This is a genomic window from Salipiger pallidus (genome assembly GCF_014643635.1).
Taxonomy (GTDB): Bacteria; Pseudomonadota; Alphaproteobacteria; order Rhodobacterales; family Rhodobacteraceae; genus Salipiger; species Salipiger pallidus.
Map to the genome: position 1 here is coordinate 188552 of NZ_BMJV01000007.1, position 16667 is coordinate 205218.

Here is a 16667-nt window from a genome sequence, read left to right on the forward strand (position 1 = left end):
CGACCCCGCGCCGCCCCCTGCCCTTCTTCTCTTTCCAAATACGCACATCCGGCCGCGCCACCAGCGCCCCCGCCGGGACAGGAGCACGCCCATGAAACGCACCTCCTGGTTCAACGTCACCTCGCTGACCCTCGGCTTTGCCTTCCTCTACCTGCCGATGATCATCCTCGTGATCTACAGCTTCAACGAAAGCCGCCTCGTTACCGTCTGGGCGGGCTTCTCGACCAAATGGTATGGCGAGCTTTTCCGCGATCAGGAATTCCTCGACGCGGCATGGGTGACGCTCAAGGTCGCGGTGTTCTCGTCGACGCTGGCAACGGTGCTCGGCACGCTCGCAGCCTACGTCCTTGTCCGCGCCGGGCGCTTCCATGGGCGCACGCTGTTCTCGGGGATGATCTATGCGCCGCTGGTCATGCCCGAAGTCATCACCGGCCTGTCGCTGCTGCTGCTCTTCATCGGTATCGGCCTCGACCGGGGGGTGTTCACCATCGTGCTGGCGCACACCACCTTTTCCATGTGCTACGTGTCGGTGGTGGTGTCCTCACGCCTCGCCACCTTCGATCGCGCGCTGGAAGAGGCCGCGCTTGATCTTGGCTGTTCGGCCTTTGATGCGTTCCGGCTGGTCACCCTGCCGATCATCGCACCGGCGGTGATCTCAGGCTGGCTGCTGGCCTTCACCCTGTCCCTCGACGACCTCGTGATCGCCAGCTTCACCACCGGGCCGTCGGCAACCACCCTGCCGATCAAGATCTTCTCGGCGGTGCGGCTCGGGGTCAGCCCGCAGATCAACGCTCTGTCGACGCTGCTGATCGCCATCGTCACCATCGGCGTCGTCACCGCCTCGATCATCACCAAGCGCGCGGCAGTGGCACAGGCCCGCGACGAACAGGCGGCGGCGCGCACGGCATGAAACGCATCTACGAAGCCCCGGCCTATGGCCCGCAGGGCGATTGCTGGTGGGCGCAGACCGTGCCCGCCGAAGACTGGCCCAGGCTGGAGGGCGACCGCCATGCCGAGGTCGCCATCATCGGCGGCGGCTTCACTGGCCTTTCGGCGGCGTTGCACTTGGCACAGGACGGGGTGGACACGGTTCTGCTCGAGGCGGAACACCCCGGCTACGGTGCCTCGGGACGCAACGGCGGCTTCTGTTGCCTCGGGGGCGCCAAAGCCTCCGGGCGGCGCATCCGCAACGCCTGGGGCCAAGAGGGCCTGACCGAGTGGCGTCGTGCAGAGAAGGCCGCGGTGGACAGCGTGGCGTCCCTGCTCGACAGCCACCAGATCGACGCCGACAGGCATTCCGAGGGTGAGACCCTCATCGCCCATTCCTCGCGCGCCTTCACCCGCCTGCGGCAGGAGGCCGGAGAAATCGAGGCCGAGTACGGCGTCACCCCCCGCCTCGTGGACATGGAAGGCATGGCGGCCGAGGGCCTGTCGGGCCCATTCTTCGGTGCCATGACCATCCCGCTAGGCTTTGCCCTTAACCCTCGCAAGTACCACGCGGGCCTGGGCCGCGCCGCTCTGGCCGCCGGCGCTGCCCTGCACGGTCACAGCCCGGTCACCTCGATGACCCGTAATGGCCGCTGGCAGCTCACCACGCCCCATGGCACCGTCACCGCCGACCGGGTGATCCTTGCGACAAACGGTTATTCCTCGGAAGATCTGCCGCCCTGGCTGCGCGCCCGCTACCTGCCGGTACAATCGAGCGTCATCGTCACCGAGCCACTGACGCCCGAGATGCAGGCCCGGCAGGGCTGGACCTCTCGGCAGATGGCCTATGACACACGCACGCTGCTGCACTATTTCCGCCTGATGCCCGACAACCGGTTCCTGTTCGGCATGCGCGGCGGTCTGACCGCGACGCCCCGCGCCACGCGGGCGATCTCGGCGCGGATCAGGGCGGACTTCCAGGCCATGTTCCCCGGCTGGTGCGACGTGCGGATCGACCATGAATGGGCGGGACTGGTGTGCCTGATGCCCGACCTCGTGCCCTTTGCCGGAGCGGTCCCCGATCACGACGGGCTGTTCGCCGGGATGGGCTACCACGGCAACGGCGTCGCCATGGGCAGCCACACGGGCGTCATCCTTGCCGATCTCGTGCAGGGCAAGGCGCCCCGAGTGATCCACCCCGCTCCCATGCGCGAGCCCCCCGGGCGTTTCCCGCTGGGACGCCACCGCCGCGCGCTCCTGGTCCCGGCCTACGCCGTGGCAAGCACGCTAGACCTCTGAGACCACCGGCCCGTGCGCGTCGGGGCGCGAACGGCTTACGAGTAAGAAGCGCGCCGCCCGCAAAAGCACGACCGTCTCCTTACTCTTGAGCCGTGTCCCCTGGGGGCCGATCCGAGCACAACTACCGGACCGGCACCCTGGACCACCCCCATGCCGACCAACGGAATCATGGTCTACACTCTCGGCAGTTTCGGCGCATCGACCAGGACCATCGTCATCAATCCTGGCGTACCCTGTGGATTGACCCGGGCTTCGAGACCCCGAGCGATCTGTTCACGCTGACCATTACCGACGACGATCCCACCTTCGTCGGTGACACCGGCAGTGACGAGATTGGCGATGGCAGCACCCAAACCGGCAGGGCGCACAACTCGGGCAACAGCAGCATCGGGTCAGGCCGCATCCCTATCGAGGACAAGGTCTCCATCACCGATGCCGAGGGCAATCTTTTCGACCTCTGCACGGTCGAGATCGGCGGCAACCTGCCTAGCGTGCTCGCTGTGCCCAAGCTGGTGCCCGGCGTCACCTGCGAGGTGATCAGCAGCACCAAAATCGACGGCATCAAGGCCCCGGCCTGTTCCATATTCACCGCGCCGACCTTCGATCCCGGCCTCGGCCATACGAACCGTGGCGGCGCCGACGACATCCACGGCAGCGCCGCGACCGACACGCCGATCCGCGGCTGCGCAGTGAACTTTTTGTGGTGAAGGCAGACCGGGGCAGTGATCCGGTCATCTGCGAAGAGGACGTAAGGAGGCGGGCCGCGATGCTGGCCCGGCAGGACGACGGACGGTGCGGCAAGCTCGCGGCAAGACCCGGAGGAGCTATCTCCAACCGTTGTTGCCACCCCAACGTACTTCACAAGGGGATGCGGACAGAGACGCCCTATTCCGGTCCATGGACGCTTGGCAGGTGCAGCCGTGCGACACGGGACAAGCTGCTCACCTTGTTCCCGGCACTGAACATGCGTCTCGGATGTCGGCGGCACAGGCGCGGCCTCTGCTGAGCGCCTTTATGGACCAAGCGCCCTGCCCTACGCGGGATAGCGCGCTCTCCAGAAGGGGTAGCTGATCCCGCGGCCTCACTCCACACTCTGCCGTGCGGCAGCCCGCTGACTGCCTCAGCCCCCCACCATGACGGGCGAACGATGACAAAGGCACCCAAATGCCGACGGTGCCCTCCCTCGAGCACCGGATGCACCTTCACGGCAATGTCTTCGCCATCATGCCCCAGAACCGAGATCGGATTGCCGGTCTCGATCACGTCGGACACACTTTCAGTCAGGTCGATGAAATCGAGCCTTGGCCCCATCACCTTAAGGTGGCGATTGACATCATGCGGCTCGAACGAGAACCGCTGCGCCACGCGCTGTCTGAACTGGGTGACCTTCATGTCGGAGTCCACCACGATCGGCCCGATGGCAAGGATGTCGAGCAGCGTCTCGGTCTCCGTGGTGAGCGACGAAAGCTCGCCAATCTTGTGCTCGTGCTCGGCGCTGACCGTGACCAGCCCCTCGTTGACGGCGTGCAATTCCTCTTTCGAACCTTGTAGTTCCTCGTTCGGGGCCTGAAGTTCTTCGCAGCTGGCCTTGAGCCGTTCACTGACATGCTGCACGGTTTCCCCGGTGGGGAGCAGGTCACGTTCGAGCTCGTGCACCCGACTGGACAGCACCATGGTGTCCTCGGAAGGTGATTCCGGCAGCGTCAGGATCGAAATCGGTCTCTTGATCGTCGCTGTCAGCCTCGAGCAGGACCCGGATCACCGCAGCGGTCCGCCACCCGGCACGCGAGGCCAGGGACGCGAACAACGCGTCGATGGGCAGGTGCGGCACCTGGTCATAATCGTGGTACCGGCTATTACGGTACTTCGTCCCTCCAAGGACCGACCCGCTTCTTGGCCGGTTGAGAAAGATCGTGTCAGGCGCGATCTCGACCCCGTCAACCATATGAAGGATCTTCATCTTGGTCTTGCAGGCCAGCAGCTCGTCCATCCCCGACTTGTGGTCAGGCGACAGGTGCTGAATCACGATATAGCACCAGCTGGAAGCGCCCGGCGCGTTCACGAAGACGGCTTCGAGGGGTGTAACTCAGCCGGCAGAGGCTCTGATCTCAACAATGAGAACGTGAACACCGTCTGCGGACGGCGCACCTTCAGCTTCTGCCTTCCCCTTGCTGTTTCCCTGTCACTGGCGAAGTCGTTGGCGGACCGTTGCGATTTTCAGTCGTATCATATGGGCGTAAGCGCACAATTCACTCTGATGGCACGCTGAGAAGTCTCTTTATCCTTAACTGTGATTCCGAACATGGCCACGCCTTCCACAGCGAGATGGAGGCGATTGGCCACGAGGTCACACTGGTTGCCAGCGGTGACGACGGGCTGGACCGATTTTGGGACGGACCGGATGGCTGTGATGTGCTGTTTTTCGACGTGCTCGTGGCCGGAGCCTCGCTACCATGACGCTGCACTGGATCCACAAGAGGTGGGAGGGTCTGCCCGTGATCGTGATCACCTGCAGGAACGAGGTTGCGAATTCGCTGCTCTTTGCCTTTGGTTATGGCGGGGCACAGTGACGGCTGCTCCCCGCCGCGCGCCTGCGCGAGATCAACGCCATCGTCACCGTCTTGTTGTCGCGAAGACGGCAATGCCGGAGCTATCCACGCTGACCGCCGACCCCCCGGCCATCGCACATCCTGCCCGCCGCAGCCCTGCTGATCGCCGCCCTGTCGCTGCTGGACGCTGCTCCCTGGAAGCGGGGTCCGGCACCTGACCGGTCCGGGCCCTGACGCGCGCGAGACCCGGCACCATCTCGGGCCGGTGCTCATCTGACGTTGACGATCACCGCGCTGGCGCTGCGGGGGGGCTGCTGCTGACGCTCGCTGTTGGCCAACCTTCTGAAGGCGCTTGCGCATCTGGCGCTGGTACTGACAGCGCGCAGCCGAAACCGCGGGGCGACCTTCCCCGCAGCCGAGCGCGAACAGCTTCAGCACATCTTCGATGCCGCCAGCGCGGCCACCTGCGTCTTAGACGACAGCGACGAGCTCATACTCGCCAACAGGCGCACTACGGCACGCGCGCTTTTGCAAGGCGGGGGCTTTGACGTGGCACTGTCTGACATCCGCATGCCCGGTGGGAGGAACGGCATCCCCTTTGCGGACGAGATCAGCACCGCCATGCCGCGTACGGCGGTGCTGCTGATGACCGGCTTCAACGGTCAAACCCAGACGCGCATCGGGCACTTCGTCCTGTCAAAGCCCCTCCTCCGCATCCTCGGCAATGCCGTGGTCCTGGCCGTCCGTACCAAGAAAGGATGAGGGTGCCAGCGGCACCGAGAACAGGTAGCCCTGCGCCATCTGGCAGCCCATGTCCTTGAGCAACTGCCTGTTTTCCTCACGCTCGACCCCTTCGGCGATCACCGCGAGCCCCATCCTGCGGGCCACCTCGATCAGGGCGTTGACGAAAACGGCGCTGCGCTTGTTTCGCCACATGTCGTCGATATAGCTGCGATCCAGCTTCACGATATCCACCGGCCAGTCGCGCAGGTGGGACAGCCCCCCGTAACCGGTGCCGAAGTCGTCCAGCGCGACCTTGGCACCCCGGCTGCGCAGGTCCGCGAGGTTCTGGAACACTGGCCCGTTGATCGGCCCGAGCATGGTGTTCTCGGTCACCTCGACCACCAGCTGCGACCAGTCCAGCCCGTGTTTGGACAGCAGCACCTGCAGATCAAACACTAGCTGCCGCTTGATAAGATCCACGGTGGTCAGGTTGATCGCCAGCGTTTGATCCTCGTGCCCCGGCAGCAACGCAAATTGCTCGAAGGCATCACCGAACAGCTGCTGTGCCAGCTTCTCAGCCATTTCCGGTTCGCCAAGGATCGCTTCGAACTCTTCTGGCGCTAGGATACCTCGCTGCGGATCAAGCCATCGCACCAGCACCTCGAACCCGCACCGCTTGCCGGTCGAAAGCTCGATCACGGGTTGGAAAAACGGCTTGACCTCCTGCAGCTCGAGCGCCCGGAGAAAGCGTGGGCGGATCAGCAGGGCGCTGTAATTCTCATGATGGGCCGGGTCAAAGACAAGGCCTGCATCGCGTCCCGCCTTCTTGCAGGCATAAAGCGCCGCGTCCGCACACTGGATCAGTCGGTTTACATCGGGCACATTGTCGATCTCGAGCGCGGCGCCCATGCTGATATGCCCCAGGTTCGGCCTGCCCAGCCGGGCCGCGCAGCGTTGCACATCGGCGGTACAGGCAATCATCAGCCGTTCGACACAGGACTTCGTGATGCCCGCACTCGACACGAAGGCGGCGAACTCGTCTCCGCCGACGCGCCCGACGATCGCGTTGCCCGGCAGGGCCCGGACGATGGCGCGGGCGATCGCGCACAGGTAGATGTCGCCGAAATGGTGGCCGTAGATGTCGTTTACCGATTTGAAGTTGTCCACGTCGAACAACATCATCGCTCCCGGGCGGTCGGGGTTGCCCAGCAGCTCCGAGCACTTGGCCTTGAAGGCATGGTGATTGAGGATACGCGTAAGCCTGTCCAGCTCCGACAGCCGGGCGAGGCGTTTGGTGCGCCGCTTCTGGTCCATCAGGTCCAACTCGAGCGAGCGCAGTTCACGCCATTGCTGGATGGTCTGGCCCAGCAGCTGGGCCACCTTGATGGCATGGCTTGTGTTGACCTCGGCCGGGTCTTCATCCGCAGCGAACTTCATGGTCAGCAGGCCGAAGGGCATGTCAGTCCCTGAACTGACCAAGGCAGCGCAGAACGCGCCATCATCGGTGATCTCGGATATATCGGCACCGATGTCGCCCGGGCGTCCGCGAAAGGCACTGCTCCAGTCTGGCCGGCGCATCATCACCATGGTCCAGTGCGACAGGCGTGATGCCGCCCGATCGTCACGGGCGCGGACCAGCGGCGCCATTTCCGGCAGATCGGCAAATGGCAGGATGGTGAACTGCACGGCGCTCGCGTTGAGGGCGGTGACCACTGAGAGCACGCCCTCAAGGCGTCGGCCAAGTTCCTCCCCGGCAGCACCGTTTTCTAGGCGGGGCCGTCCTATATCCTGCGCGAGCTTCAACGCGTTATCATCCCTCTACCAACAAGGTCCGAGAACACGACACAGCCCCGCACCGACGTCTCGCCAACACACTCCAAACCCTCTCTTTGCCGACGAGAGATTAATGAACTCTTAATCGCGCTTCAGATTCATTGTCGGACAACCGCAGTGACAAGGCCCCCGCTCCCTTTCGCGGAGTTTCCACCGTCGTTGGGCGGATCATAACACCATGCCCCCCGGGAAATGGTTAACGGGTGGTCGGCTCCGGCAAACATGTGCAGCTCGTCGCTGCCGGAGTGCAGGGCGTTACTTGGCGGAGGCCCGCGCCGGTGGAAGGTCTGGTGCCATCATGCGCGACATGCTGTCCACCGCAGGCCCGGCCTTGGCCGCGGCAAGGCGAGCCAACCGGCGCCGCTCTGCCAGGGCCGCGACGCCAAGCATGACCACCATGCCTACCGGCAGCACTGCCCAGGCGGCGGGGGCGGGGTTCACCAGCGAGAACACCAGCACCTGCATGACGAGCGACGCCAACGTGCCGGATGCGAATACCAGCAGGCCGTGCCGCCCCAATAGCCTCAGGAAGCCCGCAGGGCCGCTGCCCGCCGCACGGCGCACCATCGGCAAGCAGGACAGCACGTAAGCGAGGGCCAGAGCGTGGAGCAGACGTGGCAGGGCCACGAAGGTCTTGTCATGAGAAACGAAGTGGAAGGGGATGCCGAAGGAACCAAGCCGCGCCATCTGGTGGTTCAACATACTGCCGACTACCGGTACGTAGCGCCAGACCAGTACCAGTGCCAGCCAACCCGCCGCCAGCCAGAACAGCCATCCCAGCTTGGGGACGAAGCGATTGCCCTGCTTGAGGCTCACGCCCGTCAGCAGGCCAATGGTGAAGATGAGCTGCCAGGAGAACGGGTTGAAAAACCAGCCGCCCGGGTTGGGATAGTTGGGGAAATTCAAACGCCAGAGACCCGCCGCGAACCAGAGCAGGATGGACCCCGCCATGACCAGGCCGGGGCGCTTCAAAGCGGCCCATATCACCAAAGGCGTGGTCACCAGAAGCACGCTGTAGACCGGCAGAATATTCACGTATCCCAGCTGATGAAGCAGCATTGGCAGCGCGGGAAGCGTGTCCTCTGGGGCTGAGAACACCATGCGGAGGTTGATCTTGGTAAGCAGATCGGGGTTTTGCAGCCAATGAGAGCCGGCAGCATAGATCGCGATGGCCCAGAAGGTCAGGAACAGGTGCACAAGGTACAGCGTCCAGGCCCGTTTCCACACTGGCAAGCCGCCCTCGGCCAGTCCCTTGCGTCCGATGCCGCCGGAATAGGCCAGCCCTGCCGCGATGCCGGACATGAGAAAGAACGCCTCGGCCGCGTCGGAAAAGCCCCAGTTGCGCAGGGTGTAAAATTCGTAAGGATTGCCTGGCACATGGTCGATGAAGATCGTGATAAGCGCCAATCCGCGAAATGCGTCGATGCGCGGATCGCGGCCCGGCAGCGCCGGAGCAGCGACGCCGCCCTTGGCGGCCGACGCTGCGATGGTGTCAGGCTGTTGCATCTGCGGTTGCCCCCGTCAGCGTGGAGGGACGGGGATCATGTGCAGTGGTCCGCGCAACGATGCGTCGGTAGCTTGCTACCACTGGCGAGGCCTCGGCCTCGTCAGGCACGCGGAACAGGGCATGAGTCAATGGCCGCGAGGTCCAGGATATCAGCAGCGGTGCAAGGATCATCGGCACGCAGACCGGCAGGAGCCACGGCACGAGATCTGCCGACAGCATCCACACCGCCGCAAGGCCGGCAGCCCCGAATGCCACGATCCAGGTGCTTGCCTTGGCGGCATGCGAAAGCGGCAGCTTGCCTTCACCGCGAGCGTTGGCGGGCCAGCCGCCATCACGCCCGGACAGCACCTGGAGTACCGCGCGCACTTGGTACATCATCATGATTGGCGCCATGAGAGAGCTCAGTAGCACTTCGATCACCAACGAGCCAAAGGCACGCAGAGTGCCACCAAAGCTGCGCACCCGCCCACTCATCACGGCATCGAACAAGATGGCAAGCTTCGGCAAGATCAGCAGGCCCACGATGCCGATGGCAAGGGCGGTGATTTCCAGCGTGCGGTCTGATGGAAACACCGGGAACAGCTGGTAAGGTTCGGGGAAGTAGTCCGGCGCGGGAGCCATCAGGGTCGAGGCAACCGAAACCAGAAGGAATCCGGCCCAGAACAACGACACGATATAGGCAAGAATGCCCTGCAGGAAAACGAAACGGCTCCAGCCCACGAGGCCGGGGGCGAACAGCAGCCGCATGTGCTGCAGGTTGCCCTGACACCAGCGGCGGTCACGCTTGGCATAAGACAGAACGTTCTCGGGGCCGTCCTCGAACGAGCCTTCGATGGTGTGGTCCACTTTCACCTTCCATCCGCCACGGGCCAGAAGCGCCGCTTCGACGTAATCGTGGCTGAGGATGTGCCCACCAAAAGGCGGCTTGCCGCGCAGTTCGGGCAGCGCGCAGCTTTCGGCAAAGGCTTTTACGCGCACAATGGCATTGTGGCCCCAGAACGGACCGGTATTGCCCTGCATGCGCTCGAGCCCGCGCGTGAAGATCGGCCCGTGGAAGGCCGCGGCGAATTGCATCGCGCGTCCAAAGAAAGAATGCGCTCCGATCACGCGGGGCAACGTCTGCAACAGGCCCATCTTGGGATCCTGCTGCATCTGGGCAATCATGCGGCGGAGGGTCTGCCCTTCCATGAGGCTGTCCGCGTCGAGGATCACCGCGAATTCGTAGGCACCGCCCGAGCGCCGGAAGAAATCTTCGATGTTGCCGGCCTTGCGTCCGCTGTTGTCGGTGCGGCGGCGATAGAAAATGCGCCCTGCCCCACCGGTTTCGGCCAAGAGGCGGCGATAGGTTGCCTCCTCAAGCGCCGCGGCCTCAGTGGCTTGCGTGTCCGACAGGATCGCGAAATCGAGGGCGAGCCCCGCGTCGTTCGCAGATCCATACATGGCATTGATGCGCGAAAAGGTCTCGACTGGATCTTCGTTGCAGATCGGCACGAGGACCACGGTTTTGGGCTCGGGCAACTGCAACTCGGGCACCCGCTGCGCCCGCATCGCTGGCAGGCCCCAGAGCGCCAGCATGGCCCCCCAGGCCAACCACGCGGTGGTGATGAAGATCAGCGCCGTACGCAGGCCATCCCAAAGGCTGAACCCGTCGGTCGCCCCGGCCTCTGCCACCAGGGCGGAGGCTATGAATGCCAGCAGCAGTGCACCAATAATGGCAGCACTGCGCACGGCGACGGTGCGGGCTCCAGCGGGATGAGAGGCTCTGGCCATTCAGAAACCCTCAGGCGCGGGTGCGCGCCCAAGGCAGGCGGAACATGGCGAAACGGTCAGTCACGCCACGCTCAGACTCGAGCACTTGGCGCGGCATATCGAGAGGGGCCGAAGGCGGCTCCCAGCTATCGGTTGCGGTCACGTCAGTCTGGACGGTTTGGGATTTGTCACTCATTCCTTTACCCATTGATATAGCCAGGTTTCAGTCAAAGTACGGTCGTATCCGGCTAGCGCGGCCTTGAGCTCGACGGTCGAACCCGGCTCCGCCTGCACATCGATCACCAGACGCCAGATGTCGGTTCCACTGACTTTGGCAAGAGCCGTGGTCGTCACCGATGCGTTCGAGACCGTGATTGCTGGGTCAACCTTCGCGTCTGCAGAAAGTTCCCTCAACAACCCGCCTTCAAAATCGATGACGAATTTCCGTTCGTCGGTGTCTTTTTCAACCCCTGCAACACCGCCTTCACCGGACAGGGTCCGCAGCACACGTGCAAGCTCGACCGAGCGGTCCCCCGGGGGCGACATGCCCCAGTGCAGGCGATAAGCGAACTGCAGGGAATCGCCCGCCCGCGCCGGTGCGTCGGGCACCCAGTAGGCAACGATGTTATCATTCGCCTCGAGGTCCGACGGGATTTCCAGCAGGCGAACCATACCCTTGCCCCAGTCGCCCAAGGGCTCGACCATCAGGGACGGGCGGCGTTCATAATGGGCCTGCGCATCAAGATACTGGTCGAACTCCCGCTCGCGCTGGACCAGCCCGAAGGACCGCGGCCGCTCGGCACCAAGATACGAGCTTGCCAGCCGCGGCGGGTTCTTGAGCGGGCGGTAGAAAGTCGTCTCCCCCACGTTCATCACCAGCGCCGAGCTGTCGTGCACCACCGGGCGGAAATCGTAGAAATCACCGCGATCGGCCCCATCGAAGAGGAACATCGAGGTCAGCGGCGAAATCCCCAGCTGCTGCACGTCATTGCGCATGAAGAGCCGCGCGGTGACGTCCATCGTGGTGGTCACGCCGGGGTGGATGACGAACCGGTAGGCGCCGGTCACCGACGCGCTGTGCAGCGCGGCATGGATGATGATCGTATCACTGCCCGGCTCGGGCCGGTCGATCCAGAAATCGGTGAAGCGTGGGAATTCCTCGCCGTCGGACGTGCCGGTGTTGATGGCAAGGCCGCGCGCGCTCAGCCCATAGACGTTGTCACGCCCGAGCGCCCGGAAGTAGCTTGCCCCGAGGAAGGACACCAGCTCGTCGTAATGGTTGGCCTTGTTGAGCTGGTTGTGCAGCCGGAAGCCCGCGACGCCCGGCATGGCCTGCGAACTCGGGACTTCGCGCTCCAGCGACGAATAGTCGAAATCGTCGGTGGTGAACGTCATCGGGGTCGCCTGCCCGTCAACCACCTCGTGAATCGACACCGGCTCCTTGAAGAGCCAGCCGGGATGGAAGGCATGCAGCCGGAACAGCGATCCTTCGGTGTCAGCCCACTGGGCATGACGGGAATCGAAACGGATGCGCTGGTAATCGTCATAATCGAGCTCGTCGAGGAAGCCCTCGATGGTTTCGCGCTGGGGGGCATCCTGCAGCGCCGCAAGCTTCATCTGCTCCGAGAGGCTGTCAAAGGAAAACGGCACGGAGGGCTTGCCTCCACCGGTGTCCGCTTCTCCCTCAGGCTGAGTGTCCTGTGCCAGCACGCCATGCGGCAGAGCCACCGAGCATAGCGCCGCGCCAACCGCACCGAGCGCTTGCCTGCGGCTCATGCCATGCTCCGCACCGCGGGCCAGTTGCAGCCCGCGCCGCAGGCTCCGAATGTGTGTCATGTTCATCTTCGCGTTCAAATCTCTGGTCCCGGAGTAGAGGTCGTTTTTGCGCGATGCGCCAACCGATGGTCGTGCCATAGGCGTCCTTCTGCCAATCTATGTGTCTGATTTCCGCCTGAGTTCCAGATAGGTCATGCGAACTGCCCTTCACGGATGAACTGAACCGGGCGGTTGTCTGCTACGCGATTTTCCGCCGTCCGCGCGCAAAGCCTCGCCAAACGCCACAAATGAAGGCTAGACGCACGCAATTGAGGCACAACCGAGTCCGCCGGGCTGCGACACCATGTTACAGAAACGCGACAGACTGTTGCCGCTTCCCCATAACGCGCGGCTTCACAAACTGCCAGTTTTTCGCGCATAGGGTGATCTGCCCTCGTTGCCCGCCCCCTCACGCCGCGCAACCGGGCGGGGACAGAGAATCACTTATCCACCAAAGCGGGTCGTTTTTCGTCATCCACTCCCCCGGCACTGCGGCCCATGGCATAGCCCTCTTCCCGTCCGACGCCACCCAAGATACCTCCGGCAGTCCTTTTTGGGACCGCGACACCCTGTCACTGAGCCTGCCTCACAAAGCCCCTTGAATTCCTCTCCGAACCTCATTAGCTCGCTAACGTTCCAGAAGTTATTAGCTAGCTAACGAAAATGACGACACCCCAGCCCGACACCGACCCCTCCTCTGACACCGCACTTGTGGACACGCTGCTTCAGGTGATGCGCAATTTGCGCAAACATTATGACGGCAAAGCGAAGGTCATGGGGCTGACCATGGCGCGAGCGCGGGTCATCACCGTGCTCGGGCGCAACGAGGGCATCAGCCAAGCCGAGCTTGCGGGCCTTCTGGAGATCGAGGCCCCGACTCTCAAGCGACAGCTCGACGGGCTCGAGGCGGATGGATTTCTCGAACGGCGCGACGCCGATGGCGATGCGCGCAAGAAGATCGTCTTCCTGACCTATAAGGGCCGCGAGAGCGAGATCAACGCGTTCGCCCGCAAGCTGCGGTCGGACGTGCTCGACGGCATCCCGCCCGAGGACCGCCAGCGCGCGACCGCCGTGCTGCAGCAGATGTGCGAGAACCTCACGCGCCTGGGGGCGCTATGAGCGGCACCGCCCACCCCTCCAACGCCCGTCAGGAGCCTGACGAAGAGGCCCCGACCGAAGCGACGGCAGATCAGCAGGAGTCGGCCCCCGAGCCCGCCTCCCAGCCTCCCGCACGCCCCGAGCCGCACCCTCCCCTGCCCGTGCACAGGGCGGTGCCCTACATGCTGGCCGCCACGCTGCTGGCGATAACCCAAGGCCTCGGGCAAGGCTTTGTTTCAGCCAACATCCCCGCCTTTGCAGGGGATCTTGGCGTCACCACCACGCAATCAAGCTGGCTGATGGCTGTCTACATGATCCCTCGGGCGGCGCTGCCGGTGATGCTCATCAAGATGCGCACCCAGTTCGGCCTGCGCCGCTTTGCCGAGGTGGGGATCGCGCTTTACGTGGTGGTTACCTTCGCGGCGGTATGGATGACCGACTTCCGCTCAGCCCTCGTGGTGCAGGCACTGTCTGGCGCCGCCGCCGCGCCACTGTCGACACTGGCCTTCCTCTATATGCTCGAGCCGCTGGCTCCACAGTGGAAGATGAAGCTTGGCCTGCCGCTGGCATTGCTGCTGCTGATGTCCGGCCCGTCGCTGGCGCGGGTGATATCGCCGGCGCTGATCGGGGACGGCGGGCTTACGTGGGTGCACCTGACGGCCCTTGGACTGGCGATGGCGTCGCTGGCGGCGGTCTATCTGCTGCCCCTGAGACCGATGCCCCATGCCAAGGTGATCGAACCGCTCGACTTTCTCAGCTTCGGGCTGCTGTCCTTCGGGTTTGGCGGCACCATCATCAGTTTCGTGGAGGGACCGCTGCATTATTGGACGTCCGCGCCCTGGATCGGTGTGCTGCTCGCTGCCTCGGTCGCGGCGCTGGCCGTCGTCGTGGTGCTGGAACTGCACCGCGCCCGGCCCATCATCGATATCCGCTGGCTGGCCAGCCCGGCCATGATGCACCTGACCGCAACGCTGTTCCTCTTCCGCCTGATCCTGTCCGAACAGAGCACCGGCGCGCCACGCATGTTCCTCGCGCTCGGCTACGCGCCGTCGCAGATGACCACCCTCTTTGCGGTGATCGTGGCGGCCAGCCTTGTGGGCGCACTGGCTTGCATCGGCTGGATGAAACCGGGCCGCGTGCCCGCCTATCACCTCGTCGCCCTGCTGTTCATCATGGCGGGGGCGTGGCTGGACAGCCAGTCCAGCATGTTGACCGGGCCGGAGCAGATGTATGTCAGCCAGGCCCTAATCGCCTTCGCCGGCATGCTGTTCATGCCGCCCGCCATGATGACCGGCCTCATCGCCGCGCTGTCGAAGGGTCCGCAATACCTGCTATCCTTCGTCATCGTCTTCATTTCGACCCAGAGCCTAGGCGGTGTACTCGGGTCGGGACTGTTCTCGACGTTCGTCACCCACCGGCAGGCCGAGCATCTGCAGCCGCTCTATGCCGAGCTGACGGCGACGGACCCGCAGACCGCAGGAGCCATCGCGGCACGGATGGGCCAGCTTGCGGCCACCGTGCCCGACGCGGCACAGCGGCAGGCACAGGCCATGGCCGAAATCGCAACTTCAGCCAGCCGACAGGCCACCGTCATGGCCTACAATGACGCCTATTTCCTCACCTTCCTCATCGCCGCGGCGGCGGCCAGCGCCCTTGTCCTGCACCTTGTGCGGGACTGGATGGCAGCGCGGCTGGCCCCGAAGGCCCCCTCCGAAACGGTGGTTTCACAATGACCAAGACTCATCTCCTTCCCACTCTCATCGCGACCGTCATCGGCATCGCGGGCGTGTTGCTCGTGCTCTATGCCTGGGCGTTGCCGCCTTTTTCGGACCGGCTGCCCACCACCGAGAACGCCTATGTGAAGGGCCGGATTACCACTATTGCGCCGCAGCTGTCCGGCTATGTCGACAGCGTAGAGGTCAGTGATTACCAGCAGGTGAAGAAAGGCGACGTGATCGCCCGTATCGACGACCGGATCTTCCGCCAGAAGCTCGCTCAGGCCGAAGCAGCACTCGAGGGCGCTGAGGCCGCGCTCGAGGTCGGGCGCCAGACCGTCACCTCCGCCGAGGCCACGCTGCGCGCCAGCGAGGCGGCCGAGCAATCGGCGAAATCTGCGCTCGACACTGCGCAGACCTCTTGGGATCGGGCCGAAAAGCTCAATGAACGCGGGGTGATGTCACAGTCGAACGCGGACAATGCCCGGCTTGCCCTGCAGCAGGCCGAGTCGGCATTGACGCAGGCCACAGCGCAGGTCGATGTCCAGCGCGAGACCGTGAATTCCGCCAAGGTGGGCCTGTCGGCCAACAAGGCCGACATCGCGAACGCCAAGGCCGCGGTGGAGCTGGCGCAGATCGACCTCGAGAATACGGTGATCCACGCCCCCGAAGACGGCCGCCTTGGCGCGGTCGCGGTACGCACCGGGCAATATGTCACCGCCGGCACCGCCCTGGTGAGCGAGGTGGGTCATGACCTCTGGGTGATCGCCAACTTCAAGGAAACCGCCCTGTCGGGAATGAAGGTCGGCGAACCCGTGCGGCTTACCGTGGACGCGTTGCAGGGACAGGCCTTCAGCGGCCGCGTGGAGAGCTTCTCTCCGGCCACCGCGTCGGAATACAGCCTGCTGTCGAGCGCGAACGCCACCGGGAACTTCACCAAGATCGCTCAGCGCCTGCCGGTGCGCATTTCCATCGATCCCGGTCAGGACATGGCTGATGCCCTCGCCCCCGGTCTGTCGGTGGTGGTGACGGTGGACACCAAGGCCGCAAAGGTCTGAAGCGTCGACCGCGCGCCGGAACCGGGCCAGACGCGTTCCGGAACCCGGGCTTTCGGCAATTGTCTTGAGGATAGCCGAAAGCCCGTCCTCGCAAGGGGATTTTGCGCAAATCGTCGTTGGGTCTGAGGGTCCCGTTTCCCGTGGCCCTTCAGGCGACAGCCTCGGTCTCGGCCCTGCCGAGGGACGAGAAGCGGTTCATATGGCGATGCAGGTCTGGATTTCGGGGGGTTGGCGATCGAGGTCTCGGGACATGACCCGCTCACCGAAGAGCTTCAGGCGGTTAATCCACTGGCCGGCAGGGCATTGCAAAGCAATGTCCCGTGTATGGACGCCCCCGGGGCTGCAAGCGATTTTTTGACTTTGGCAACAGCATTGCGGTCGAGTTCCTTCGTGT

General features: G+C 64.1%; 13 protein-coding genes and 1 pseudogene. 7 read left to right on the forward strand and 7 right to left on the reverse strand.

Annotation, left to right across the window (positions count from 1 at the left end; all coding sequences use genetic code 11):
* Positions 1-91 precede the first annotated feature (91 nt).
* From IEX41_RS16985 to IEX41_RS16995, 3 genes are all read left to right on the forward strand, one after another.
* Positions 92-910 (forward strand): ABC transporter permease, encoded by an 819-nt coding sequence (locus IEX41_RS16985; protein ID WP_188791510.1) that lies wholly within the window; start codon positions 92-94, stop codon positions 908-910.
* Entirely contained in the window at positions 907-2226 is a 1320-nt protein-coding gene (locus tag IEX41_RS16990; RefSeq protein WP_188791511.1) for an NAD(P)/FAD-dependent oxidoreductase, read from the forward strand. The genes IEX41_RS16985 and IEX41_RS16990 overlap by 4 nt, the downstream gene beginning before the upstream one ends.
* Before the next feature lie 92 nt (positions 2227-2318).
* Entirely contained in the window at positions 2319-2933 is a 615-nt protein-coding gene (locus IEX41_RS16995) for a hypothetical protein (RefSeq protein ID WP_188791512.1), read from the forward strand.
* 178 nt (positions 2934-3111) lie between these two features.
* Here IEX41_RS16995 and IEX41_RS17000 read toward each other — a convergent pair whose 3' ends face one another.
* Positions 3112-3900 (reverse strand): hypothetical protein, encoded by a 789-nt coding sequence (locus IEX41_RS17000; RefSeq protein WP_188791513.1) that lies wholly within the window; start codon positions 3898-3900, stop codon positions 3112-3114.
* A pseudogene (locus tag IEX41_RS17005) lies at positions 3863-4294 on the reverse strand (chemotaxis protein CheB); the annotation flags it as partial. The gene IEX41_RS17000 and the pseudogene IEX41_RS17005, both read right to left, overlap by 38 nt.
* Before the next feature lie 811 nt (positions 4295-5105).
* On the opposite strand from IEX41_RS17005, the gene IEX41_RS17010 reads away from it, so the two are divergent.
* On the forward strand, positions 5106-5537 hold the full coding sequence (locus tag IEX41_RS17010) for a hypothetical protein (RefSeq protein WP_188791515.1): 432 nt from the start codon (positions 5106-5108) through the stop codon (positions 5535-5537).
* Here IEX41_RS17010 and IEX41_RS17015 read toward each other — a convergent pair.
* The 5 genes from IEX41_RS17015 to IEX41_RS17035 form a co-directional block, all read right to left on the reverse strand.
* Entirely contained in the window at positions 5472-7301 is a 1830-nt protein-coding gene (locus tag IEX41_RS17015) for a putative bifunctional diguanylate cyclase/phosphodiesterase (RefSeq protein ID WP_188791516.1), read from the reverse strand. The two genes, IEX41_RS17010 and IEX41_RS17015, sit on opposite strands and share 66 nt — an antisense overlap.
* A 285-nt stretch (positions 7302-7586) precedes the next feature.
* Entirely contained in the window at positions 7587-8837 is a 1251-nt protein-coding gene (locus IEX41_RS17020) for an OpgC family protein (protein ID WP_188791517.1), read from the reverse strand.
* Complete coding sequence (mdoH, locus tag IEX41_RS17025) at positions 8824-10608, reverse strand: glucans biosynthesis glucosyltransferase MdoH (protein ID WP_188791518.1); 1785 nt, start codon at positions 10606-10608, stop codon at positions 8824-8826. The genes IEX41_RS17020 and mdoH overlap by 14 nt, the downstream gene beginning before the upstream one ends.
* A 10-nt stretch (positions 10609-10618) precedes the next feature.
* On the reverse strand, positions 10619-10783 hold the full coding sequence (locus IEX41_RS17030) for a hypothetical protein (protein WP_188791519.1): 165 nt from the start codon (positions 10781-10783) through the stop codon (positions 10619-10621).
* On the reverse strand, positions 10780-12423 hold the full coding sequence (locus IEX41_RS17035) for an OpgD/OpgG family glucan biosynthesis protein (protein WP_229673311.1): 1644 nt from the start codon (positions 12421-12423) through the stop codon (positions 10780-10782). Before IEX41_RS17035 ends, IEX41_RS17030 begins: the two co-directional genes overlap by 4 nt.
* A 642-nt stretch (positions 12424-13065) precedes the next feature.
* Here IEX41_RS17035 and IEX41_RS17040 point away from each other — a divergent pair.
* The 3 genes from IEX41_RS17040 to IEX41_RS17050 are packed head-to-tail and all read left to right on the forward strand — an operon-like array spanning position 13066 to position 16273.
* The gene (locus tag IEX41_RS17040; RefSeq protein WP_188791520.1) at positions 13066-13521 is read left to right on the forward strand and encodes a MarR family winged helix-turn-helix transcriptional regulator; all 456 of its coding nucleotides are present in this window, start codon (positions 13066-13068) and stop codon (positions 13519-13521) included.
* Positions 13518-15233, forward strand: a complete 1716-nt coding sequence (locus IEX41_RS17045) for an efflux MFS transporter permease (RefSeq protein WP_229673313.1) — start codon at positions 13518-13520, stop codon at positions 15231-15233. The genes IEX41_RS17040 and IEX41_RS17045 overlap by 4 nt, the downstream gene beginning before the upstream one ends.
* Complete coding sequence (locus tag IEX41_RS17050) at positions 15230-16273, forward strand: HlyD family secretion protein (protein WP_188791521.1); 1044 nt, start codon at positions 15230-15232, stop codon at positions 16271-16273. Before IEX41_RS17045 ends, IEX41_RS17050 begins: the two co-directional genes overlap by 4 nt.
* The last annotated feature ends 394 nt before the right edge of the window (positions 16274-16667 follow it).

Excerpts from the sequence above, each read along its gene's own strand:
- mdoH (WP_188791518.1), bottom strand. The coding sequence starts at position 10,608 with ATGGCCAGAGCCTCTCATCCCGCTGGAGCCCGCACCGTCGCCGTGCGC.
- IEX41_RS17035 (WP_229673311.1), bottom strand. The coding sequence starts at position 12,423 with ATGACACACATTCGGAGCCTGCGGCGCGGGCTGCAACTGGCCCGCGGT.
- IEX41_RS17000 (WP_188791513.1), bottom strand. The coding sequence starts at position 3,900 with ATGGTGCTGTCCAGTCGGGTGCACGAGCTCGAACGTGACCTGCTCCCC.
- IEX41_RS17050 (WP_188791521.1), top strand. The coding sequence starts at position 15,230 with ATGACCAAGACTCATCTCCTTCCCACTCTCATCGCGACCGTCATCGGC.
- IEX41_RS17030 (WP_188791519.1), bottom strand. The coding sequence starts at position 10,783 with ATGAGTGACAAATCCCAAACCGTCCAGACTGACGTGACCGCAACCGAT.
- IEX41_RS17040 (WP_188791520.1), top strand. The coding sequence starts at position 13,066 with ATGACGACACCCCAGCCCGACACCGACCCCTCCTCTGACACCGCACTT.
- IEX41_RS17020 (WP_188791517.1), bottom strand. The coding sequence starts at position 8,837 with ATGCAACAGCCTGACACCATCGCAGCGTCGGCCGCCAAGGGCGGCGTC.
- IEX41_RS16985 (WP_188791510.1), top strand. The coding sequence starts at position 92 with ATGAAACGCACCTCCTGGTTCAACGTCACCTCGCTGACCCTCGGCTTT.
- IEX41_RS16990 (WP_188791511.1), top strand. The coding sequence starts at position 907 with ATGAAACGCATCTACGAAGCCCCGGCCTATGGCCCGCAGGGCGATTGC.
- IEX41_RS17045 (WP_229673313.1), top strand. The coding sequence starts at position 13,518 with ATGAGCGGCACCGCCCACCCCTCCAACGCCCGTCAGGAGCCTGACGAA.